This window comes from Kitasatospora sp. NPDC001683, from assembly GCF_053596495.1.
In genome coordinates this window covers 1-21,076 of record NZ_JBSFGK010000054.1, presented here as the reverse complement: position 1 = coordinate 21,076, position 21,076 = coordinate 1, and the positions used below count along the sequence as shown (strand labels likewise).

Genomic DNA, 21,076 nt, shown 5'->3' with positions numbered 1-21,076 from the left:
ATGTCCAGCAGCGCTGCCGTCGACAACCCGTGGTTCCGCCGGTTCGACCCGTCCGACTTCGCTCCAGCCCGGATCGTGATCTTCCCGCACGCCGGCGGATCGGCCAGCTACTACCTGGACCACGCCAAGGCACTCGCGCCGTACGCCGACGTGCTCGCCGTCCAGTACCCGGGCCGACAGAACCGTTACAGCGAGCCCACGATCGACTCGGTGCCGGAACTCGCCGAACAGGTCTACCAGGAGCTGCGGCGGGGGTGGGTGGACCGTCCGATCGTCTTCTTCGGGCACAGCATGGGCGCGTCGGTCGCCTTCGAGGTCGCCCGCCGCTTCACCCGGGACGGCCTGGCGGGGCCGGAGCGGCTGTTCGTGTCCGCCGGCCGCGCGCCCTCGCTGCCCCGGGACACCGAGGTCCACAAGATGTCGGACGACGGCCTGCTGGAGGCGACCATCCGGCTGGGCGGGACGGACGAGCGGGTCCTCGACCAGCCGGCGCTGCGCGAGCTGATCATCCCGGCGCTGCGGGCCGACTACACCGCCATCGAGACGTACCTGGCCGCGCCGGACGCCGTCGTCCCGCAGCCGATCACCGGACTGGTGGGGGATACCGACGCCAACGCCACGGTCGAGCAGGTCGCCCAGTGGGAGCGGCACACCAGCGGCGGCTTCAGCCTGCGGGTCTTCCCGGGCGGGCACTTCTACCTGGCGGAGCAGGTCGACGCCGTGGTGCGGCTGCTCACCGAGCACCTGCGCGGCTGACCGGCCGGATGGTCCCGCCCCGCCCCGATCGGCCACCGATCGGGACAGCGGGGCGGGACCGATGGCCGCGCCGTCGGTAAGGGGGCGTCAGGTCGTGTAGGTGGCGTTCAGCTTGACGTACTCCTCGGTGAGGTCGCAGCCGTACACCGTGAACGCGCCGTCGGCGATGCCCAGGTCGATCCGGATCACCACCTCGTCGCCGCGCAGGAGCCGGCGGGCCTGTTCGAGGAGGTCGTCGTTGGGTTCCTCGGGGTACATCAGGAGGTCGTCGAAGCCGATGCTGACGGCCGCGGGGTCGATGTCGGTCTCGTCCGAGAGCTTGCCGATGGCCATGGTGATGCGGCCCCAGTTCGGGTCGGCGCCGTGCACGGCCGCCTTGACCAGCGGGGAGTTGACGACGCTCTTGCCGACGCGCTTGGCCTGGGCGTCGTCGCGGGCCCCGGTGACCCGGACCTCGATCAGTTTGGAGGCCCCCTCGCCGTCCGAGGCGATGTCCCGCACGAGGTGCAGCGCGCAGTCGTAGAGCGCCTGCTCGAAGGCGGGCAGGTCGACCTCCCCGGCGAGTCCGTTGGCGAAGATCGCGGCGGTGTCGCTGGTGGAGGTGTCGGTGTCGATGCTCAGCGCGTTGAACGTCCGGTCCATCACCCGGCGGAAGAGGGCGTCGAGTTCGGGGGCGGGGATGTCCGCGTCGGTGAAGAAGAACGTCAGCAGCGTCGCCATGTCGGGCTCGATCATGCCGACGCCCTTGGCGATGCCGACGAGCACGGCGTCGCCGCAGCGCGCGTGGACGTGCTTGGGGCGGGTGTCCGTGGTCATGATCGCCTTGGCCGCAGCCGCGAAGTCGGCCTCCGGGAACGGCCAGGTCATGGCGTCGAGCCCGGCCCGGATGCCCTCCATGGGATAGGGGCGCCCGATCACACCGGTGGAGCCGATGATCAGCTCGTCCGGGGAGACGCCGGCGATCTCGGCGACCCGGCGGCGCACCTCGGCGGCGTTCTCCGCGCCGGTGCGCCCGGTGGCGACGTTGGCGTTGCGGGAGAGCACGACCATCCCGCGGGCGCGCCGGAGCGCGGCCGCCTCGCGGCTGAGCACGACGCTGGGGCCGGCGAAGCGCGAGCGGGTGAACACGGCCGCGGACCGGCACGGGACCTCGGAGACGACCGCGGCGAAGTCGTCCTCGACGTCCTTGAGGCCCATGTTCGTCGTGATGGCCCGGAAGCCCCGGGGCGCAGCAGGCTGCATGGTCGATCGATCCCTCTCCGAATGGTCCCCGGTTCTGGTCGCCTCGGCGCGGCCTCGAACCGTTGAGCAGCGAATAGATTTGCGGAGTTCTGAATACATCAAACATCGCAGTGTGGTCAATGGGATTTCAAGTGACGGTCTGCTCAGGGCCGGAGGCTGGCCGCACGGCTCCGCGGCGCGCTCCCACTTCTGCATGAGTATGCGGCGGTTCGTAGCGGCGGCGGCTGCGACACCTACGGGATTCCTCCCGTCCCGCCCCTGCCCGTGGCCGGGCGGCTCGACTACTGTGCCTGCTTGACGCACCGTGTTCTCGCAGCCGACAGACCGTCAACAGACCGCCGGGAGGCCACCGTATGCGCCGGATCGCCGTCGTCGGAGCGGGCCAGGCCGGCCTGCAGCTCGCGCTCGGGCTGGTGGCCGACGGGTACGAGGTGACGCTGGTCGCCGAACGCACCCCGGAGCAGGTGCGCGGCGGGCGGGTGCTGTCCACCCAGGCGATGTTCGGCCCGGCGCTGCGGATCGAGGCGGCGGCCGGGCTGGACCGGTGGACTGCCGGGGCGCCGGCGGTGTCCTCGGTCGACGCGGTGCTGGTGGCGCCGTCGGCCGTCCGCGTCCTGGAGTTCACCATGACCCTGGACGAGCCCGCCCGCTCGGTGGACCAGCGGATCAAGCTGGCCGGCTGGCTGGAACTGCTCGCCGAGCGCGGCGGCCGGGTCGAGTACCGCTCGATGGACCGCGCCGGGCTGCACGCGCTGGCCCGGCGGCACGAGCTGACCGTGGTCGCGGCCGGCCGCGGCGAGCTGGCCGGGATCTTCGAACGGGACGCCGCCCGCTCGCCCTTCGACCGCCCGCAGCGCGCGCTGTCCTGCCTGTACGCGCACGGCGTCGGCTCGCCCGATCCGTCCGCCGGGCCGCGGGCCCGGATGCACGCCCTGCCCGGCCTGGGCGAGCTCTACCTGCAGCCGGCCCTGACCCGCTCCGGTCCCTGCGACATCCTGCTCTGGGAGGCGTTGCCCGGCGGCCCGCTGGACGTGTTCGGCGACGGTCCCGACCCCGGCGTCCAACTCGACCGGATCCGCGCGCTGTTGGCCGAGTACCTGCCCTGGGAGGCGGAGCTCTGGTGCGACGCCGGGCCGACCGACGCCGGGGCCGGGCTCTGGGGCGCGGTGACCCCGACGGTCCGCCGCCCGGTGGCGGAACTGGGCACGGGCGTCGACGCCGTGCACGTCCTGGGCCTGGGCGACGCGGTGGTGGTCAACGACCCGATCACCGGCCAGGGCGCCAACGGCGCCGCCCGCGCGGCGGAGGCGTACCGGCGGGCGATCCGCGAGCACGGCGACGCCCCGTTCACGGCGGACTGGATGTGCCGCACCGCAGAGCGCTTCTGGCAGCGACACGCCCGCCACACCGTCGAGTTCACGGCCGCCATGCTGACCATGCCGGACCACCTGCAGGGCGTCTTCGCGGCCGCCGCCGAGCACCCGGCGGTCGCCCGCCGGCTCGCCAACACCTACGCCGAACCGAGCGACCACGCCGCCTGGCTGGCCACGGCCGAGCTGGCCGCCGCCTACCTGTCCTCGGTCGGAGGCTAGGGTCCGCATGTGGCGGAGGGCCCCGCTTGCCCCCGCCCCGCCCCCGGGACGACGCTGGAGGGGGACGACAACGGGTGCGGGAGGCGTCTCGTGGACGGTCACGAGCCCGCGCAGCGGTCCGACAGCGGCCACCGGAGCGTGCCGCACACGGCGGACCTGCGGGTGGAGGCTTGGGCGCCGACGGCCGAGGGCTGCATCGGCGAGCTGGTGCACGCCGTGGTCGGCAGCTTCGCCGACCTGTCCGGCGCGCGGATCGTCGGCGAGCGCGCCTGCACCGTGCTCGCGGTGAGCGACCCGGACCTGCTCGCGGGCGTCCTGGAGGAGGTCATCTACCGGATGGACGCCGACGGCGAACTGCCCGCCGCGCTCGCCCTCGGGCCGATCCGCGGCCTGGACGGCGCCCGGAGCCTCGAGGTGCGCTTCCGGATGGCCGACACCTCGACGGTCGCCTTGGTCGGCGCCGTGCCGAAGGCCGTCGCGCTGTACGGTCTGGAGCTGGGCGAAGGGCCGGGCGGTTGGACCTGCGCGGCCACCGTGGACGTCTGAAACGCGCGGGACGCCCGAGCCGCGCAGGACGCACGAACCGCGCGGGACGCCCGCAACACGCGGGACCTCCGAACCGCGCGGGCCGTCCGGAACGAGCGCCGAAGGAGCGGGGTGAGCGAGGTGGAGATCGCACTGGCCGAGGCGGGCCGCTACCGCTGGCGGATCGAGCCGCGCCCGCCGATGCGGGTGCCCGGCATCGTCTTCGCGACCGGCGCGCTGCTGCCGCAGGCCGCCGGGGACCGCGCGCTGGAGCAGGTCGCGAACGTGGCGACGCTGCCCGGGATCGTCCGCGCCTCCTACGCGATGCCCGACGTGCACTGGGGCTACGGCTTCCCGATCGGCGGGGTCGCCGCCACCGACGTCGAACAGGGCGGGGTGGTCTCGCCCGGCGGGGTCGGCTTCGACATCTCCTGCGGGGTCCGGCTGCTCGCCGCCGGGGTCGACCGGGAGGAACTCGACGCCGAGCGGCTCCGCCGCCTGATGGACCTGCTGGACCGCACCGTCCCGCGCGGGCTCGGTCGCGGCGGCCTGTGGCACCTGGAAGGGCCGGAGGAGCTGGACGAGCTGCTGCTCGGCGGCGCCCGCTACGCCGTCGAACACGGCCACGGCGTGCCGCGCGACCTGGAGCGCTGCGAGGACCGGGGGGTGCTGGCCGGCGCGGCCCCCGGCGAGGTGAGCACCCGGGCCGTCGAGCGTGGTCTGCAGCAGGTCGGCAGCCTCGGCTCGGCCAACCACTTCCTGGAGGTGCAGGCCGTCGACCGGGTGCACGACCCGGAGACGGCCGCCGCCTTCGGGCTGCGGGCGGGCCAGGTCTGCGTCATGATCCACTGCGGCTCGCGCGGCCTCGGCCACCAGATCTGCACCGACCACGTCCGCGCCATGGACCGCGAGCTGCACCGCTACCGGATCGATCTCCCGGACCGCCAACTCGCCTGCACCCCGGTCGACTCCCCGCGCGGCCGCGCCTACCTGGGCGCCATGACCGCCGCGGCCAACTACGGGCGGGCGAACCGACAGCTGCTCTCCGAAGCCGCCCGCCGGGCCTTCGCCACCGCCCTCGGCGTCGGGCTGGAGCTGGTCTACGACGTCTCGCACAACCTCGCCAAGCTGGAGACCCACGAGGTGGACGGCGCGGCGCGGAAGCTGTGCGTCCACCGCAAGGGCGCCACCCGCGCCCTGCCGCCCGGCGACCCCGACCTGCCCGCCGACCTGGCCGGGGCCGGTCAGCCGGTGCTGGTGCCGGGGACGATGGGCACCGCCTCGTACGTCATGGTCGGCCTGCCCGACAACGAGGCCTTCCGCTCCGCCTGCCACGGCGCCGGGCGGGTGTGGAGCCGCCACCAGGCGCTGCGCACGGTGCGCGGCGAGCACCTGAAGGGCGAACTGGAGGCGCGCGGCATCGCCGTCCGGCCCGCCTCGATGCGGGCCCTGGCCGAGGAGACGCCCGAGGCCTACAAGGACGTGGACGCGGTCGCCGCCGTCACCGAGGCCGCCGGACTGGCCCGGCAGGTCGCCCGGCTGGTGCCGCTGGGGGTGTGCAAGGGTTGACATCCTCCTCCGGCTGAAGCCGGGGGATTCCAACCCTCGCGGGTCAGGCTTTGCCGGCTGCAGCCAGGGGTATCCACGGGTATCAGATGGCGGGTGAGCGGCCGCCGGGCCCGGGCCCGGGCACGCCCCGCGACCCGCCCGGGCCGGCACGCCGTGGTGCTCCGACCCGCCGGTCGCGGTCCGGAGCACCTGGTCACGGTCCGGTGCACCGGACACGGTCGGAGCAACAAGGTCACTGTCCGAAGCGCCGGTCACGGTCCGGAGCGCCAGTCACAGGAGGTGGACATGCCGGGGAACACGGCCGGGCCGGTGATCGAGCTGCGCTCGCTCACCAAGCGGTACGGCGCCACGATCGGGATCGAGGACCTCGACGTGACCGTCGAGGCCGGCGAGGTGTTCGGGCTGCTCGGCCCCAACGGCGCCGGGAAGACCACCACCCTGCGCTGCCTGGTCGGCCTGCTCGGCCCGAGCGGGGGCCGGGTGCGGGTGCTCGGCCTGGACCCGGTGGCCGATCACCGCCGGCTCGCCCCGTCGCTCGGCTACCTGCCCGGCGAGCTGCGCCTCTATCCCGAACTCACCGGGCAGCAGACCCTCGACCTCCTCGCCGCCCTCCAGGGCGCGCCGGTGCCCCGGCAACGCGAGCTGTGCGAACGGCTGAAGCTCACCCCGGCCGAGCTCGCCCGGCCGGTGGGGGAGTACTCGCGCGGCATGAAGCAGAAGCTGGGGCTGGTCCAGTCGTTCCAGCACCGGCCCGCCGTGGTGGTGCTGGACGAACCCAGCGAGGGGCTGGACCCGCTGCTCCAGGAGACCTTCTTCGAACTGCTCGCCGAGGAGACCGCGGCCGGGCGCACCGTGCTGCTCTCCAGCCACGTGCTGCCCGAGGTGCAGCGGACCTGCGGCCGGGTCGCGATCGTGCGCCAAGGGCGGCTGGTGACCGTCCGCTCGGTGGCCGAGCTGCGCCGGGCCCGGGCCCGCCGGGTGCGGCTGGTGTTCGCCGACGGGCGGGGCGCGCGGCCGCTCGGGGCCGCCGAGCGGTGGTCCCCGCGCTGGGAGGGCGGGCGGGTGGAGCTGCTGGTGCCGCCCGACGAGGTGGTGCCGGCCGTGCGGAGCCTGCTGGCCGAACTGCCGGTGGCCGACCTGACGGTGGAGGAGGCGGGCTTGGACGAGGCCTTCCTCGACCTCTACCGCTCCGGCGAAGACCTCTATCGCTCCGGCGAACAGGAGGAACGGCCGTGACCCCGGGCACCGTCAGCCGCCGCCTCCCGCTGGTCTGGCTCGCCCTCCACCGGCGGCGCCGGATGCTGCTCACCCTGCTGATCGCGATGGTCGTCTTCGAGGTCCTGATCGTCGTGATCGCCGGAACCGTGCCGACGAACGAGGTCTTCGGCGCCCGCCGCACCCCGCCCGGCGCGTTCAAGGCCTTCAGCGGCTCCAGTGGCGACGTCTCCATCGCCAGTTACCCCGGACTGCTCGGCGCCGGGCTCACCCACCCGGTCTGGATCGCACTCCAGCTGACCGTGATCGGCTCGCTGGGCGCTGCCGCCGTCGCGGCCGACGTCGAGTCCGGCACCATCGAGCTGCTGATGACCCGTCCGGTCTCCCGGCGCCGGCTGCTCGCCGAACGGGCCGGTGCGCTGATCGCGGCCTCGGTGCTGCTCAATGCCGCGGCCACGCTGGCCGTGTCGCTCGGGGTGGCGTTCTCTCCGAAGCTGCGCGCGGCCGTTCCGGAGGGCGGGGTGTTCGCCGCCGGATTGCTGGGCTGCGCCCTCACGTTCTGCCTGATCGGGCCGGTGCTGGCGGTCTCCGCGCTCAGCCGGCGGCGGGCGCACGTGGTGGGCGCCGCCGTCGTCCTCGGCGCGGGCGGTTTCGCGCTCAACTTCATCGCCCTGGCCTGGTCCCCGGCCGGACCGCTGCGCTACCTCAGCCCGTTCCACTACTACGCGCCGGGCGACGCGCTCGCGCACGGCGGTGTGCCCTGGACGTCACCGACGGTGCTGCTCGGGGTGGGACTGCTCGGGCTGCTGGCCGCCTTCCGGCTGCTGGAGCGGCGGGACCTGGCGATCTGACCTCGGCCGTCCTCGGCCGTCCTCGGCCGTCCTCGGCCGTCCGAGCGACGTCGGGCCGTCACGTCGGCGCCCCCCGACGACCTGCCGAGGTTTGGCCCCGGCCGCCGCCACCCGGCGGTCCCGGTGCCCGGCCGCGAGCGCGGCCCCGACCCCGGTCAGCAGCTCCGCCGCCCGCATCAGGCGCCCGCCCGGCCGGTGCGCAGCGGCTCGGCGCTCAGGCCCATCCGGCCGGTCATCACGCGGGTGGCGCCGAGTTCGAGTGCGGCGCCGAAGGCGGCGGCCCGCCGGGCCGGGCCGTTCTGGGCGGCGGGCGCGGCCAGCAGACCGAGGCCCGCCGCGGCGGACACGGCCGAGCCGCCGAACGCGAACGGCAGCTCCCGCCGGCCGTCGTGCCAGCTCGGCACGGCGGTGTCGGCGATCGGCACGGCCGGGTACGTGCAGACGGCCGGCCCCAGGAGGGCGGCGCCGGCCCCGGCGGCCGTACCGAGGCGCGGCAGCCGTCCGCTCACGGTGCTCGCGGCGGCGCCGGCCAGCGGCACGTACCCGGCGAGCAGCCAGGAGCCCACGCTCATCGGCGAGGTCGGCTTGACGACGCGCAGCATGTTGACGAAGCGCCCCGGCCGGCCGAGGTCGTGGACCAGCGCCGCCAGGGACAGCCCGATCGCGCCGAAGGCGCCCACCCGCAGCGGGCGGGCCAGCTCCGGGCAGCCGCAGGCCCTGGCACCGGCGGCCAGCGCCGAGGAGCCGCCCGCGAGCCCGCCGAGGAACAGGTAGCCGGCGATGTCGAGCGGTTTCCAGACGCCGCTTCTTCAGCACCGGCCGGCCGTAGTACGGGTCGAACTCGGCCGGGGGCCCACCGCCCGCTCCCGGCCGCCGCCGCGGGTGTGCCCGGGCCGGCTCATCGGGCCCTCCGCAGGCAGCAGGCCGCCACGCCCGCGGCGACCGTGACGGCGGCGACGGTGGCCCGGCGCCACATGGCGGGCAGGTCACGGATGGTCACCACCGGGTCCGGCGGAAGTCCGTAGACCTCGGGTTCGTCCAGCAGCAGGAAGAACGCGCCCGCGCCGTCCACCCCGTCCCGCGGGTCCGCGCCGTACAGCCGGGCGCCCGGGGCCCTCGACTCCTCGACGAACGCGACGTGGCGCCAGGAGTCGCCGCCGAGGCCCCGGGTGTTGTCGTACGACATCCCGATCAGTTCGAGGCCGTGCTCGGGAACGGCGTTCCACTCCTTGCACGCCACCTCGCAGGCCTTGCACCCGATGCACACCGACGTGTCGGTGAAGAACCGTTCCTGGGGACTGATCAGGAGTGACTCCCGATGAGCCGCACGCCCCGAACGGTCTTGGGTGCGTGGCTCGTGAGGGAACCGGCCTCCCGGGACGGACCACGCACAGCCACCGAACCGAGCCCAATCCGGAGGGCGCGAGCGCGCAACGCGTGCGCTCCCGCTCACTCGTGGCCGAACAGCTCACAACCCCACCCGCGGCGGCTGCGCCGATCGCTGCTCCACAGCCGCTCTCCTTCCGTGGAGGGGAGCGGACCAGCCGCTCCACCACCCACCCAACCGCTGCGGGCCCGCCCCCGCGACCCGGCCACGGCCGGGCGGGTCCGGCCGTGGCCGGGCCGGCTGCCGGCTGCCGGCTCGCCTCAGCCGAGGTCGAAGGCGGTGGGGGTGTGCCCCGCCCAGATGGTGCGGGAGGCCTGCTCGGGGTAGCGGACGGTCTCCGAGCGGGTGTCCAGGACCCGGGTGAGCTGCTGCCGCGGCTCGTGGGCGGCCCAGCCCGGGTCGCCGACGGTGACGAACCGGACCCAGGCCTGCTGGAGCTCCAGGGAGAGCCCGACGGCCTCCGGGGCGGGCGGGTCGCCGAGGAAGTGCCGGCCCATCGGGCTGTCCAGGCTGCCGAAGGCCAGCGGGAGGTCCAGGCCGTGGCAGGCGCCGAACACCCCGCCCATGGCGGGGGCCGGGTAGGCGAGTTCGAAGAGGTACGAGGTGCCACCGGCCGCCGTGTTGCCCTCGGCGAGGTGGAGCGAGGGGATCCGGAACAGGGCGTCGGAGGTGACGGCTTCGAGCAGTTCCCCGGGGGTGGCCCCGGGGAGGGCGGCGCGGTAGGCGTCCGGGCCGTCCGGGTGCGGGGCGAGCAGGCGCAGGGCGGTGCGGGCCTCCTCCTCGGTGAAGGTGCCGTGCCGGCCGGCCAGGACGGCGAACAGTCGGAACTCGTCGCGGGTGTGGCCGACCAGCAGCTCGATCCCCTCGGCCCGTCCGGCGGCCAGGGCGGCCCAGGGCTCCTCGGTCAGGACCTCGCCGTCGACCACCGGGACGGTGGCGACGCCGGTCTGCGCCAGCCGCCCCCAGCGTTCGAGGTGTTCGGGCAGCGCGGTGCCGAGGTCGGTGACGGCCGCGGCCAGGCGCCAGGGGTCGACCTCGGCGAGGGCGGCGGCGGTGGGGACGGTGCCGAGCTGCTTCGCCAGGGCGGCGGTGACCTCGGCGGCGAGCGCGGGGGTGCAGAGGTTGCCCCCGACGGTGTGGGCGACGGCTCGGTGGAACAGGCCGCGGGCCCGGGGCATCGTCAGCAGCGCGGCGACCGAGGCGGCCCCGGCGGACTGGCCGGCGATGGTCACCTGGTCGGGGTCGCCGCCGAACGCGGCGATGTTGTTCCGCACCCACTCCAGGGCGGCGATCTGGTCGAGGAAGGCGCGGTTGGCCGGGGTGCCGTCGATGAGCGCGAAACCCTCCGCGCCCACCCGGTAGTTGACGCTCACCACGACGATCCCGGCCCGGGCGAGTTCGACCGGGTCGTACAGCGGGTCGCCCGAGGTGCCCGAGATGAATCCGCCGCCGTGGATCCAGACCAGTACCGGCAGCCCCGTCGTGCCCGGGTCGGGGGTGCAGACGTTGAGCGTGAGCCAGTCGGTGCCGTGGGTCGGTTCGGCGGGCAGCGGCCCGGACTGCGGGACGACGGGGCCGAACTCGACCGCCTCGCGGACGCCGTCCCAGCGCTCGGGCGGGACGGGGGCGGCGAAGCGGAGCGGTCCGACCGGCGGGCGGCCGTACGGGAGGCCGCGGAAGACCGCGAGTCCGCGGTCCACCAGGCCGCGGACGGTTCCCTCGGTGGTGTGGGCGACGGGCGGTACGAGCATGTGGACACTCCATCCCTCGGAATGCCTCCAGCGTTATCAGTCAGATGTATTATGTCAAGCGTATTGGAAAAATCGGGGGAAGTCTTCGAGGAGTGCCGGCCATGCCCAAACAGGTGGACCACCAGGAGCGCCGCGAGACCATCGCCCGGGCACTGTGGCGCGTCGTGGAGCAGCGCGGCACCACGCACCTGACCCTGCGTGAGGTGGCCCGGGAGGCGGGGATCTCGCTCGGGCAGCTGCAGCACTACTTCGCCTCCCGGGCGGAGCTGCTCGGCTTCGCGATGGACCTGGCCGGCGAGCAGAGCGCACGGCGGGTCGGCCGGGCGCTGGCCGGGCTGGGCGAACGGCCGCACCCGCGCGCGGTGTTGCGGGCGATGCTGGTCGAACTGCTGCCGCTGCACGCCGATTCGCGGGTGACCAGCCGGATGAGCGCCGCCTACGTACTGGAGGCGCTGCACGACGAGGAGGTCCACGCGCGGGCACGGGGCGCCCTGTTGCAGGGGCGCGGTGCGGTGGAGCAGGTGGTCCGGCAGGCGATCGCCGACGGGCTGATCGCGGCCGACCGCGATCCGGTGGTGGAGACGGACCTGCTGCTCGCGCTCACCGGGTTCACCACGCTGCTGGAACTGCGGGTGGTGGAGCCGGACGCCGTGCTCGCCGCCGTCGACCGGCACCTGGACGGGCTGTTCGCGTGGGAGGCCGGGTCCGCCGGGCCGTGACGGCGTGGCACGCTGGGCGGGTACCGAGCGACGCTGGACCCGCACAACGCCCGACCCGACCAGGAGCACCACCATGGACCGACCCGCCGCCCTCCGCCTCGACGCCACCGCCTCCGGGCACCCGGCGGGCATCCTGGACGCCGCCGAGCAGGCCGAACGCCGGGGCATGGACCGACTGGTGGTCGCCGAGACCGCGTACGACCCGTTCCTCCAGCTGGCCCGGGCCGCCGACCGCACCGAGTCGATCGAGCTGGCCACCGGCATCGCGGTGGCCTTCGCCCGCACCCCGATGACCCTGGCCTACCAGGCCTGGGGGCTGCACGCGGCCTCCGGCGGGCGGGCCGTCATCGGGCTGGGCTCGCAGGTCAAGCCGCACATCGAGAAGCGCTTCGGGATGCCCTGGGACCGCCCGGCGGCTCGGATGCGCGAGTACGTGCACGCGGTGCGGGCGATCTGGCACAGCTGGCAGACCGGTGAACGGCTGCGCTTCCGGGGCGAGTTCTACACCCACACGGTGATGACGCCGGTGTTCTCGCCCGATCCGATTCCGGCCGGGGTGCCCCGGATCCTGCTGGCGGGCGTCGGTCCGCTGATGACCCGCACCGCCGGGGCGGTCGCCGACGGCTTCCTCGGCCATCCGTTCTCCTCCACCGCCTACCTGGCCGAGCAGGTGCTGCCCGGGCTGACCGAGGCGCGCCGGCAGGCGGAGGCCGAGGGCGCCGAGTGGACCGGGCGGCCGTTCGAGATCGTCGGCAACGTGCTCACCGCCACCGGCCGCACCGAGGAGGAGCTGGCGGCCAGTCGGGCAGGTGTGCGGGAGCGGCTCGCGTTCTACGCCTCCACCCCGGCCTACCGCCCGGTGCTGGCGCAGCACGGCTGGGAGGGGCTGCAGGAGGAACTGCACACCCACTCGGTGCGCGGGCGCTGGGCGGAGATGACGGCGCTGATCTCCGACGAGGTGTTCGACACCTTCGCGGTGTCCGGCACGGTCGAGGAGGCGGCGCGGGAGATCCACCGCCGGTACGCGGGACTGGTCACCCGACTGTCCGTCAACCTGCCCGAGGACGCGGACCCGGCGCTCGGCCTGGACGTGCTGGCGGCGGTGCGCGCGCTGGGCTGAAACGCTCTGACATCCGCCAGCTAGTAGTGCCGATCGATCAGGAAACGACCAAGACCGGACACCTTCGGGCAAGCGGTCCCGGGCGGTCCGCCCGGGCGGCAGGATCGCGCTGAGTGGGGACGGACGGGTACGACGGGGTGTGAACGGTCCGGCCGTCCCGTCGTGCCCGTGTCCTGTCATGTCTAGGCCACTCGCCGCCGATCGTGGGGGTGCCCGCGTGTCCGTGTCCGACGACCGCACCATCGATGACGACCCGTACGGGAACCCGGAGCTCGCCGAGGACGACGAACTGGCGGATCTCGACGAGTTCCTGCGCGTCTGCGCCGAACTGACCGGCTTCGACGTCCCCGAACTGCGCGCCACCGGCATGGCGCACGAACACCACCGCACCACCCTGGCCCACCGGGTCCGCGACGAGCACGCCCTCGTCCACCTCTGGTACGTCGGCGCCTGGCCCGGCGAGGCCCCCTCCTCCGCCCGTGCCCACGACCAGGGCCTGGTCTGGCGGACCTTCCGGGCCGGCCCGCCCGGCGCCGCCGCGCCCGGCGACGGCAGCCGGGCCGAAGCCCCGCGAGCGGGTGAGCAGCGGTGAGCGCCCGCTGGGACGCGGTCGCGGTCGGCGCGGTCGGCGTCGGGGAAGCGGCCTGCGGGGTCAGGCGCGCGGTGCCGGCCGGACGGCGCGGCGTTCGCGCAGGGTGTGCAGCACCCGGCGGGTGGCGCGGGTGGCGACCGGCGGGAGCAGCTCCAGGGCCAGCCGGCGCGGGGCGGAGCGGATCTGCGCGGGCGTCTTGACCTGGTAGTTGAGGCGCAGCACGCGGTGCCCGGCGATGGTGTCCTCGTCGACGGTGTAGCCCTCGGCCCGCCAGTCGCGCTCCAGCAGGGTCCGCCGGGCGGCTGCGGCGTCGCCCCAGGTGCCGTAGAACTTCATCGGGGTGAGCAGCACCGGCCGCAGCCCGCTGGTGAAGACCGCCTCCCAGACCGCGGCCGAGACGCCCGGGGTGTGCTCGGAGCGGTAGTCGTCCAGCGAGACCAGGCCGTCCTCGGAGAGTGCGGCCTTGGCCACCAGGATGTCCCCGCTGACGTGCTCGTACAGGTGCGAGGCGTCGACGTGGACGAACCGGCAGCTGCCCGCCGGGATCCGGCCGTCGGCCAGCACCGAGGTGGGTGCCTGGACGATCTCGGGCAACTCGCTGTGGAAGGCGAGGTAGTTGGACTCGAAGGCGCTGCGGGTGAGCGTCTTGCGGTAGGACATCGCCATCTCGGCGGCGTTGTCGGCGTCGCCCGCCTCGGAGTCGAACAGGTCGCAGACGGTCAGCCGCTCGCCGGGCCGCAGGTGGTCCCCGAGCAGGACGGCGCTGCGGCCGAGGTAGCTGCCGAGCTCCAGGATGTCCCCGGTGACCCCGGCGGCCGTCTGGGCGGACAGCAGGTGCGAGAAGGCGGCCCGGTCCAGCCCGAAGAACCAGCCGGGGATGTCGTCCCGCCGCTGCGGAGCGGGGCGGGCGACTTCGATCGCTTCACTGGGCACGGCTGCCTCCAGGGGACGGGCGGAGCGCGGTGGTGGATCACGCCGCGGTAGGGCGCCGAGGTCGTGAGACGGATCATCATAGCGAGGCCCGGGCCACCCGGGGCCAGCTGCCGAACGGCACAATTCCGCACCATCGTCCTGCCGTTCGACAGGGGCGCGGGTGTGGTTACGCGCCCCCTTGCGGGCTCTCCGGGCCGTCCGAGCGGCCCTCCAGGTCGGCGATGGTCTCGGCCAGCCAGGCCCGCTCGGCGGCGCCCGAGGCCCGGGCAACCAGCAGCATGCCGCGCCGGAACGGGTTCGGCTCCCGCTCGGCGGTGACCGGCCGGCCGTCCCCGTCGTAGAAGAAGCTGCTCGGCGCCTCCAGGAAGGTCAGCCGGCGGCGGAGCACGGCGGCCTGGCGGGGCGGGTCGGCCAGGTGGTGGAGGAAGGCGGCGAGGGTGAAGAAGCGGATCTGGTCGGTGATCTCGGCCTGCTCCGGGTCGGCCAGCCGGCGCAGCAGCTCCGCCCGGCCCTGGTCGGTCAGCTCCAGCGTCTGGCGCGGCACGGCCCCGCTGCCGGGCTCGGTGCGGCGGCGCAGCAGGCCGGCCTTCTCCAGCCGGGCGATCGCGGGGTAGAGCGCGCCGTCGCTGACCGGCCGGACGTGACCGGTCAGCCCGGCGATCCGGGACTTGAGTTCGTAGCCGTGCAGCGGTTGCTCGTACAGGAAACCCAGGATCGCGAGGGTGAGCACAGTCGGAGCCCTTTCGTCGGAGCGCGCCCCCATGGTGCGCGTCATGCTACCTCTTGTCGAGGTGACTCGAATCGAGGTATATCCATTCGAGGTATATCCGAGGTAGCCGTCGGCGCTGGTGCGGGCGGCGGGACAGAGGGGGAACCATGCGCGAGCAGCTGTCCCGGCTGGCCGCACTGGCCGGACCGGTCTACGCCGTACTGCTGTCCGGGGTGATCGCCACCGTGATCGGCACGCTCTGGGTGGCGAGCCTCGGCGGATCCGCCGTCGCCGCCGTCACCCTGGCCGGCACCGTCGAGAACCTGCTGCTCGGACTCGTCCTGGTGGTCTCCTCCGGCGTCAGCGTCGGGCTCGCCCGGGCCCTCGGCGCCGACGACCGGGACGAGGCCGCCCGCATCACCCGGGCCGCCTGGCGCCTATGCGTGCTCGGCAGCCTCGCCCTCGCCGTTCCCGGCTACCTGCTGCGGGACCGGCTCGCGGCCGCCTTCCTCGACGGCGAGGCCGACACCCGGGCGGCCCAGTACCTCACCGTCGCCTTCCCGGCGTTCGCCCTGTTCTTCGCCCAGCGCGTCGCCGACGAACTCTTCAAGGGGGCCGGCGACACCCGCACCCCGGCGGCGCGGTGGTGCTGTCGGGGGTGCTGGGGGTGGCCGGGGTGTGGTGGGGGCAGGTGGTGGGCGCGGTGGTGCAGTTCGGGTTGTTGCTGGCGCTGACCCGGCGTGGGCTCGGTGCTGTCGGTGGTTCAGGAAGCCCCGCCGGTCCGCCGGTGCAGCCCGGTGGCGAAGGTGTGGGCCGCCGCCAGGTCGCGGGCGTCGGGCCGGTGCTCGTTGATGCCGCCGACCAGTCGGAACGGGAGCCAGGTGTCGTGGCCGCGGGCGGTGAAGCCGCCGACCACCTCGAAGCCCTTCCGTTCCAGGCGGTGGGCCAACGGGCGGGTGAAGGGGCGGAAGCCGGGTTCGGGCAGGCCGCTGGTGGCGAACACGAAGGCCCGGCGGGCCGGTCGGGCCGGCGGGAGGGAGCGGACGAAGTGGCGCAGGCGCGGGTGCAGCCGGCCGGTGAAGACGCCCGAGCCGAAGCCGACCAGGTCGTAGCCGGCCAGGTCGGCCGGTTCCAGCTCCTCGGGTTCGACCACCGGGGCGGCCAGGGCCTGGGCCATGGCGTCGGCGATCCGCCGGGTGTTGCCGTGGGACACCGAGACGCACACGATGACGGCCTTCATGGTGATGCTCCCTTCGCTCCGCGCTCGCGGGGGTGCGGAACGTCCGCGCCCACTGGGTCGACCGGGCGGCGCGCGGGAACGTGACATCGCCGGACGGTGCTCCGCCCCCGGCGTTGTCGGACGCCGCCGCAGCCCGTTGTCGGTGGTCCGTGGCACATTGACATCCTCCCCGCCCTCAAGGGCCGGGGATTCCTCCCGCGCCTGCGGCACGGACACCCGTGCGTGGCAGGTCGCCGAGGTGGGTTCCGCCTGGTGCGGCGATCCCGCGCCAGGCGCGGCCCGTCGAGTTGTCGGGCCGTCGTCAGCGGACGGCCGGGCCGAGGTGGGCGTCCAGGGTGGTGCGCAGCAGCGATTCGAGGCCGTTGCTGCCGGTGGCCAGCCGCAGACTGCCCCAGGCGCGCAGCTGGGCCAGGCCGTGCAGGTTGGCCCAGAGGGCGGCGCTGGCGGCGGTCGGGTCGTCGGACTGGGGGAGGACCTCGGCGACCAGGCCGACGAAGGTCAGGAACAGCGGCAGGGTGGTGCGGCGCAGCTCGGTGCCGCTGCCCTCCAGCAGGTCGTGACGGTGCATCAGCTCGAACATGCCGGGGTTCGCCGCCGCGAAGCAGAGGTAGGCGCGGGCGAGCGCCTCGATCCGGGTGCGTGCGTCGCCGCCGGTGGTGACGGCGAGGGCGTCGGCGCCCGCGAGGGAGTCGGTGAGCCTGCCGAAGCCCCGCCGGGCGACGGCGGCGAGCAGCTCGCGGTGGGTGGGGAAGTGGCGGCGCGGTGCCCCGTGGGAGACCCCGGCGTGCCGGGCGATCTCGCGCAGGCCGAGGGCGTGGACGCCCTCCCTGGTCACCAGTTCGACGCCGGCGGCCACCAGCCGGGCGCGCAGGTCGCTGTCGTGTTCGGTCATGGACACTGTCTATCCGATCTTGGTAGACAGTGTCTACTCGCCTGGACGGCGCTCCGCCGGGCAGAATCGGGGGCATGGACGAAGGCGGCGAGTCGGCCTGCTGGCTGGACCGGGTGTGCCCGGAGTGCGGGCGGCTGCGTGAGCGGCCGGGCCCGGGGCCGTGCGAGAACTGCGGCGCGGGCGGGGGCGCCGACGCGGACTCCGGCGACGGGGCGGAACAGGCGCCGAGCCGGGACGACGGCTGAACGCCTGCCGCCCGGCCCGGCGGGCGGACCTGACCTCGGCCGCTACTGCGGCGGCTGGTCGCGGAACTGGTCCTTCAGCTTCTCCTGGGCCGCGTCGGACTGGCCGCTGTACTTGCCCTGAGTGCGTTCGTCGAAGGTGTCTCCCGCCTTGTCGACGGTCTTCTCCGCCTGGTCCTCGTGGCCCTTCAGCAGGCTCTTGAGCTTATCCAGCATGGACATCTGGTCACCCTCCTGGATGAGACGCCCCCACCCCTCCAGGATCACAGCGCGGGTCGTTCCGCGCACTTCGCGGGGCGCGGCGGCCTTGGCAAGGCGATCCCGGTCATGTCAAATCGTGAGTTCACGGATCGTCGGAAGGAGTCGCCTTGAAGCCGCGCACCGGGAACCGAACAGGCGCCGCGCTCACCGTCGCCACGCTCGTCACGCCGCTGCTGCTGGTCGGCACCGGCGCCGGCAGCGCGAACGCCGACCCGGACCCGGCACGCCGGGGCGCCAAGCTGGCCGAGCGGCTGGTCGCGGCCAGCAGCGCCGACGACGCGCACGACGCCCTGGCGGCGCTGCAACGGATCGCCGACCGCAACGGCGGTACCAGAGCGGCCGGTTCGAAGGGGCACGACGAATCGGCGCGCTACGTCTACGAGCAGGCGCGGCGGGCCGGACTCAGGGTGTCCCGGCAGGAGTTCGAGTACACCTTCTTCGAGGCCCGCGCCCAGCGGCTGGACGTGGTGTCACCGCGGGCCGAGTCGGTGCCGGTGATCGCCATGACGTACTCGGTGAGCGGCCCGGAGGCCGGCCTGACCGCCGAGTTGGGCGTCGCCCCGGTCGGTGCCACCACCGGCTGCACGCCCGCCGACTACCCGACCGGCTCGGTCACCGGCCGGATCGCGCTGATCCGGCGCGGCGGGTGCGGCTTCGCCGAGAAGCAGGCGGCCGCCGCTTCGGCCGGTGCGCTCGGGGCGCTGATCTACAACAACACCGACGGCGAGCTCAGCGGGACCCTCGGCGAGCCCACGGCCGGGAAGGTCCCGACCGGTGGGATCGGCAAGGCGGCCGGTGAGGCGCTGGCGGCGAAGGCCGCCGCCGGGCCGGTGCGGCTGACCCTGGACATCCGGACCGTCATGGAGCCCCGCAGGACCTGGAACGTCATCGCCGAGACCCGCGGCGGGGACCCGGACAACACCGTGATGATCGGCGCGCACCTGGACTCCGTGCCCGCCGGGCCCGGTGTCAACGACAACGGCTCCGGCTCGGCCGGCATCCTCGAGGTCGCCCGGAACCTCAGCGTCCGCCCGGTGAGGAACAAGGTCAGGTTCGCCTGGTGGTCCGCCGAGGAGTTCGGCCTCAAGGGCTCCGAGGCGTACGTGAAGTCGCTCTCCGAGGCGGACCGGAAGAAGATCCGGCTCTACCTCAACTTCGACATGATCGCATCCCCCAACTACGCGCAGTTCGTCTACAACGGCTCCGGCAGCGCGGGCGGCGCAGCCGGCCCCGAGGGTTCGGCCCAGATCGAGCGGGACCTCGCCGGGTACCTGGACGGCCGCGGCCTGCCGCACGACCCGTCCGCCTTCAACGGCCGCTCCGACTACGGTCCGTTCATCGACGCGGGCATCCCGGCCGGCGGCACCGACACCGGCGCCGAGGTCATCAAGTCCCCCGAGCAGCAGGCCCGTTACGGCGGCACGGCGGGCACCGCCTTCGACGCCTGCTACCACAAGGCCTGTGACGACCTGGACAACATCGACATGGCGGCCTTCGACGTCAACATCGACGTGATCGCCCACGCCGTCGGCACCTACGCCTGGGACCTGTCCTCGCTGCGGCAGCCCGTACCGGCCCAGCGCCCCGCCGGTCAGGCGGCGGCCGGCGCAGGTGCGAGCACCCCCGGCGGCACCGGGACGGGCGGAGCCGACGCCCACGAGGCGGCGGCCTGACGCCCGGGTGGGCCCGCTGCCGTCCTCGGGTGGCGGGCCCACCCGCCCGCCGGGCACCCACCGACCATCCGCGTCCTCCCCTCGTCACCGCCCCTGGTGGGGCCGGGTGCGAGCCACCGTAGCGGAGGGCGCTGACATCGATCCGGCCCGGGCCCTGTACGGTGCCGCGCGGAGCGCATCCGCCGAGACCCGGTGGGTGCGCCGGGTCCGGTCCTGACACCATGGGACCGAGATCACGACACCGTGACACCCTCGGAGGAGTCAGCAACATGAGCACGCACTACGACGTCGTCGTCCTCGGCGCGGGCCCCGGCGGCTACACCGCCGCCGTCCGCTCGGCGCAGCTGGGCCTGAAGGTCGCGGTCATCGAGGCCAAGTACTGGGGCGGCGTCTGCCTCAACGTCGGCTGCATCCCCTCCAAGGCCCTGCTGCGCAACGCCGAGCTCGCCCACATCTTCACCAAGGAGGCCAAGACCTTCGGCATCAAGGTCGAGGGCCAGGTGAGCTTCGACTTCGGCGAGGCCTTCCGCCGCAGCCGAACGGTGGCCGACGGCCGGGTCAAGGGCGTCCACTACCTGATGAAGAAGAACGGCATCACCGAGTACGACGGCTGGGGCACCTTCGTCGACGACCACACCCTCCAGGTCGCGCTCAGCGGCGGCGGCTTCGACGTGGTCACCTTCGACCACTGCATCATCGCGGCCGGTGCCACCACCCGTCTGCTGCCCGGTACCAGCCTGAGCGAGCGCGTGGTCACCTACGAGGAGCAGATCCTCACCGAGGAACTGCCGGAGAGCATCATCATCGCGGGCGCCGGCGCGATCGGCGTCGAGTTCGCGTACGTGCTGCACAACTACGGCGTGAAGGTCACCATCGTCGAGTTCCTGGACCGCATGGTGCCGCTGGAGGACGTCGAGGTCTCCACCGAACTCGCCAAGCAGTACCGCAAGCTGGGCATCGAGGTGCTCACCTCCACCCGGGTGGAGTCGATCGACGACAGCGACCCGAACAGCAAGGTCAAGGTCACCGTCACCAAGGACGGCCAGCAGCGGGTGCTGGAGGCCGACAAGGTGCTCCAGGCGATCGGGTTCGCGCCGCGGGTCAACGGCTACGGCCTGGAGAACACCGGGGTCAAGCTCACCGACCGCAACGCGATCGCGGTGGACGGCCGCGGCCGCACCAGCGTCGACCACATCTTCGCGATCGGCGACGTCACCGCGAAGCTGATGCTCGCGCACGCCGCCGAGACGATGGCCGTGATCGCCGCCGAGACCATCGGCGGGGCGGAGACCCAGGAGGTCGACTTCGTCATGATCCCGCGCGCCACCTACTGCCAGCCGCAGATCGCCTCCTTCGGCTACACCGAGGCGCAGGCCCGCGAGCAGGGCTACGACGTCAAGGTCGCCAAGTTCCCGTTCACCGCGAACGGCAAGGCGCACGGCCTCGGCCACCCGATCGGCTTCGTCAAGGTCATCAGCGACGGCAAGTACGGCGAGCTGCTCGGCGCCCACCTGATCGGCCCCGAGGTCACCGAGCTGCTGCCCGAGCTGACGCTGGCCCAGCAGTGGGACCTCACCGTCCACGAGGTCGCCCGCAACGTGCACGCCCACCCGACCCTGGGCGAGGCGGTCAAGGAGGCCATCCACGGCCTCGCCGGTCACATGATCAACATGTGATGACGCGTCCGGTGTGACGGCAGGGCCCCGGCGGGCCTTGGATTCCAGGGGTCGTCGCAACACCACTTGGTTTTAGGTGGTGAGTAGATCACGTAGACGCTCGGCTGGGGTATCCCAGTCGAGCGTCTTGC

At 73.9% G+C, this 21,076-nt stretch carries 22 protein-coding genes; 13 read left to right on the top strand and 9 right to left on the bottom strand.

The genetic code is table 11. The annotated features are described in order from the left end of the window. Positions 1-756, top strand: a complete 756-nt coding sequence (locus ACWCYO_RS26225; protein ID WP_270149687.1) for a thioesterase II family protein — start codon at positions 1-3, stop codon at positions 754-756. 87 nt (positions 757-843) lie between these two features. On the opposite strand, the gene argJ is transcribed toward ACWCYO_RS26225, so the two are convergent. Continuing rightward, positions 844-1,998, bottom strand: a complete 1,155-nt coding sequence (gene argJ / locus ACWCYO_RS26220; protein ID WP_449785563.1) for a bifunctional glutamate N-acetyltransferase/amino-acid acetyltransferase ArgJ — start codon at positions 1,996-1,998, stop codon at positions 844-846. A 353-nt stretch (positions 1,999-2,351) separates the two neighbouring features. Between argJ and ACWCYO_RS26215 the strand changes: the two genes are divergently transcribed. The 5 genes from ACWCYO_RS26215 to ACWCYO_RS26195 all read left to right on the top strand — a co-directional run bounded on the left by ACWCYO_RS26215 (position 2,352) and on the right by ACWCYO_RS26195 (position 7,750). Next, positions 2,352-3,590 carry a styrene monooxygenase/indole monooxygenase family protein gene (locus tag ACWCYO_RS26215; protein WP_449785562.1) on the top strand — a complete coding sequence of 413 codons (1,239 nt, stop codon included), beginning with the start codon at positions 2,352-2,354 and terminating at the stop codon, positions 3,588-3,590. Positions 3,591-3,680: 90 nt separating this feature from the next. Further along, a complete protein-coding gene (locus ACWCYO_RS26210; protein ID WP_270149696.1) occupies positions 3,681-4,136 on the top strand; it encodes an archease in 456 nt (151 codons plus the stop codon). Between the two features lie 111 nt (positions 4,137-4,247). Beyond that, on the top strand, positions 4,248-5,684 hold the full coding sequence (locus tag ACWCYO_RS26205) for an RtcB family protein (RefSeq protein WP_333493529.1): 1,437 nt from the start codon (positions 4,248-4,250) through the stop codon (positions 5,682-5,684). Between the two features lie 285 nt (positions 5,685-5,969). After that, entirely contained in the window at positions 5,970-6,920 is a 951-nt protein-coding gene (locus tag ACWCYO_RS26200; protein WP_270149699.1) for an ABC transporter ATP-binding protein, read from the top strand. Beyond that, positions 6,917-7,750 (top strand): ABC transporter permease subunit, encoded by an 834-nt coding sequence (locus tag ACWCYO_RS26195; protein ID WP_270149700.1) that lies wholly within the window; start codon positions 6,917-6,919, stop codon positions 7,748-7,750. Before ACWCYO_RS26200 ends, ACWCYO_RS26195 begins: the two co-directional genes overlap by 4 nt. A gap of 176 nt (positions 7,751-7,926) precedes the next feature. Here the strand turns inward: ACWCYO_RS26195 and nrfD are convergent, their stop codons facing one another. The 3 genes from nrfD to ACWCYO_RS26180 all read right to left on the bottom strand — a co-directional run bounded on the left by nrfD (position 7,927) and on the right by ACWCYO_RS26180 (position 10,888). Beyond that, entirely contained in the window at positions 7,927-8,484 is a 558-nt protein-coding gene (nrfD, locus tag ACWCYO_RS26190) for an NrfD/PsrC family molybdoenzyme membrane anchor subunit (RefSeq protein ID WP_449785585.1), read from the bottom strand. A 164-nt stretch (positions 8,485-8,648) separates the two neighbouring features. Continuing rightward, complete coding sequence (locus ACWCYO_RS26185) at positions 8,649-9,056, bottom strand: hypothetical protein (protein ID WP_449785584.1); 408 nt, start codon at positions 9,054-9,056, stop codon at positions 8,649-8,651. Between the two features lie 341 nt (positions 9,057-9,397). Further along, positions 9,398-10,888, bottom strand: a complete 1,491-nt coding sequence (locus ACWCYO_RS26180) for a carboxylesterase/lipase family protein (RefSeq protein ID WP_449785561.1) — start codon at positions 10,886-10,888, stop codon at positions 9,398-9,400. Between the two features lie 101 nt (positions 10,889-10,989). Between ACWCYO_RS26180 and ACWCYO_RS26175 the strand changes: the two genes are divergently transcribed. From ACWCYO_RS26175 to ACWCYO_RS26165, 3 genes are all read left to right on the top strand, one after another. Further along, positions 10,990-11,607: a TetR/AcrR family transcriptional regulator gene (locus tag ACWCYO_RS26175; protein WP_449785560.1), complete on the top strand. Its 618-nt coding sequence runs from the start codon at positions 10,990-10,992 to the stop codon at positions 11,605-11,607. A 73-nt stretch (positions 11,608-11,680) separates the two neighbouring features. Next, positions 11,681-12,727, top strand: coding sequence for a TIGR03617 family F420-dependent LLM class oxidoreductase (locus ACWCYO_RS26170; protein ID WP_449785559.1), 1,047 nt, complete (start codon positions 11,681-11,683; stop codon positions 12,725-12,727). A 217-nt stretch (positions 12,728-12,944) separates the two neighbouring features. Then, entirely contained in the window at positions 12,945-13,319 is a 375-nt protein-coding gene (locus tag ACWCYO_RS26165; RefSeq protein ID WP_449785558.1) for a hypothetical protein, read from the top strand. A 60-nt stretch (positions 13,320-13,379) separates the two neighbouring features. On the opposite strand, the gene ACWCYO_RS26160 is transcribed toward ACWCYO_RS26165, so the two are convergent. Next, entirely contained in the window at positions 13,380-14,252 is an 873-nt protein-coding gene (locus ACWCYO_RS26160; RefSeq protein ID WP_449785557.1) for a class I SAM-dependent methyltransferase, read from the bottom strand. 166 nt (positions 14,253-14,418) lie between these two features. Then, positions 14,419-14,982 carry a PadR family transcriptional regulator gene (locus ACWCYO_RS26155; protein WP_449785583.1) on the bottom strand — a complete coding sequence of 188 codons (564 nt, stop codon included), beginning with the start codon at positions 14,980-14,982 and terminating at the stop codon, positions 14,419-14,421. Positions 14,983-15,128: 146 nt separating this feature from the next. On the opposite strand from ACWCYO_RS26155, the gene ACWCYO_RS26150 reads away from it, so the two are divergent. Continuing rightward, positions 15,129-15,695 (top strand): MATE family efflux transporter, encoded by a 567-nt coding sequence (locus ACWCYO_RS26150; protein ID WP_449785556.1) that lies wholly within the window; start codon positions 15,129-15,131, stop codon positions 15,693-15,695. A 29-nt stretch (positions 15,696-15,724) separates the two neighbouring features. On the opposite strand, the gene ACWCYO_RS26145 is transcribed toward ACWCYO_RS26150, so the two are convergent. Together ACWCYO_RS26145 and ACWCYO_RS26140 are read right to left on the bottom strand one after the other, a co-directional pair. Beyond that, entirely contained in the window at positions 15,725-16,201 is a 477-nt protein-coding gene (locus ACWCYO_RS26145; protein WP_270149713.1) for a flavodoxin family protein, read from the bottom strand. 301 nt (positions 16,202-16,502) lie between these two features. Beyond that, complete coding sequence (locus ACWCYO_RS26140) at positions 16,503-17,093, bottom strand: TetR/AcrR family transcriptional regulator (protein WP_449785555.1); 591 nt, start codon at positions 17,091-17,093, stop codon at positions 16,503-16,505. A gap of 74 nt (positions 17,094-17,167) precedes the next feature. On the opposite strand from ACWCYO_RS26140, the gene ACWCYO_RS26135 reads away from it, so the two are divergent. Beyond that, the gene (locus tag ACWCYO_RS26135; RefSeq protein ID WP_270149716.1) at positions 17,168-17,338 is read left to right on the top strand and encodes a hypothetical protein; all 171 of its coding nucleotides are present in this window, start codon (positions 17,168-17,170) and stop codon (positions 17,336-17,338) included. A gap of 42 nt (positions 17,339-17,380) precedes the next feature. On the opposite strand, the gene ACWCYO_RS26130 is transcribed toward ACWCYO_RS26135, so the two are convergent. Then, complete coding sequence (locus tag ACWCYO_RS26130) at positions 17,381-17,557, bottom strand: antitoxin (RefSeq protein WP_449785554.1); 177 nt, start codon at positions 17,555-17,557, stop codon at positions 17,381-17,383. A 146-nt stretch (positions 17,558-17,703) separates the two neighbouring features. Between ACWCYO_RS26130 and ACWCYO_RS26125 the strand changes: the two genes are divergently transcribed. Next, a complete protein-coding gene (locus ACWCYO_RS26125; protein WP_270149719.1) occupies positions 17,704-19,269 on the top strand; it encodes a M28 family metallopeptidase in 1,566 nt (521 codons plus the stop codon). 269 nt (positions 19,270-19,538) lie between these two features. Then, positions 19,539-20,945: a dihydrolipoyl dehydrogenase gene (gene lpdA / locus ACWCYO_RS26120; protein ID WP_270149721.1), complete on the top strand. Its 1,407-nt coding sequence runs from the start codon at positions 19,539-19,541 to the stop codon at positions 20,943-20,945. Positions 20,946-21,076: the final 131 nt, after the last annotated feature.

What these genes read in the sequence shown, in the direction of transcription:
- ACWCYO_RS26145 (WP_270149713.1), bottom strand. Translation starts at nt 16,201, where the DNA reads ATGAAGGCCGTCATCGTGTGCGTCTCGGTGTCCCACGGCAACACCCGG.
- ACWCYO_RS26135 (WP_270149716.1), top strand. Translation starts at nt 17,168, where the DNA reads ATGGACGAAGGCGGCGAGTCGGCCTGCTGGCTGGACCGGGTGTGCCCG.
- ACWCYO_RS26215 (WP_449785562.1), top strand. Translation starts at nt 2,352, where the DNA reads ATGCGCCGGATCGCCGTCGTCGGAGCGGGCCAGGCCGGCCTGCAGCTC.
- ACWCYO_RS26140 (WP_449785555.1), bottom strand. Translation starts at nt 17,093, where the DNA reads ATGACCGAACACGACAGCGACCTGCGCGCCCGGCTGGTGGCCGCCGGC.
- ACWCYO_RS26130 (WP_449785554.1), bottom strand. Translation starts at nt 17,557, where the DNA reads ATGTCCATGCTGGATAAGCTCAAGAGCCTGCTGAAGGGCCACGAGGAC.
- ACWCYO_RS26225 (WP_270149687.1), top strand. Translation starts at nt 1, where the DNA reads ATGTCCAGCAGCGCTGCCGTCGACAACCCGTGGTTCCGCCGGTTCGAC.
- argJ (WP_449785563.1), bottom strand. Translation starts at nt 1,998, where the DNA reads ATGCAGCCTGCTGCGCCCCGGGGCTTCCGGGCCATCACGACGAACATG.
- lpdA (WP_270149721.1), top strand. Translation starts at nt 19,539, where the DNA reads ATGAGCACGCACTACGACGTCGTCGTCCTCGGCGCGGGCCCCGGCGGC.
- ACWCYO_RS26150 (WP_449785556.1), top strand. Translation starts at nt 15,129, where the DNA reads ATGCGCGAGCAGCTGTCCCGGCTGGCCGCACTGGCCGGACCGGTCTAC.
- ACWCYO_RS26170 (WP_449785559.1), top strand. Translation starts at nt 11,681, where the DNA reads ATGGACCGACCCGCCGCCCTCCGCCTCGACGCCACCGCCTCCGGGCAC.
- ACWCYO_RS26180 (WP_449785561.1), bottom strand. Translation starts at nt 10,888, where the DNA reads ATGCTCGTACCGCCCGTCGCCCACACCACCGAGGGAACCGTCCGCGGC.
- ACWCYO_RS26200 (WP_270149699.1), top strand. Translation starts at nt 5,970, where the DNA reads ATGCCGGGGAACACGGCCGGGCCGGTGATCGAGCTGCGCTCGCTCACC.
- ACWCYO_RS26175 (WP_449785560.1), top strand. Translation starts at nt 10,990, where the DNA reads ATGCCCAAACAGGTGGACCACCAGGAGCGCCGCGAGACCATCGCCCGG.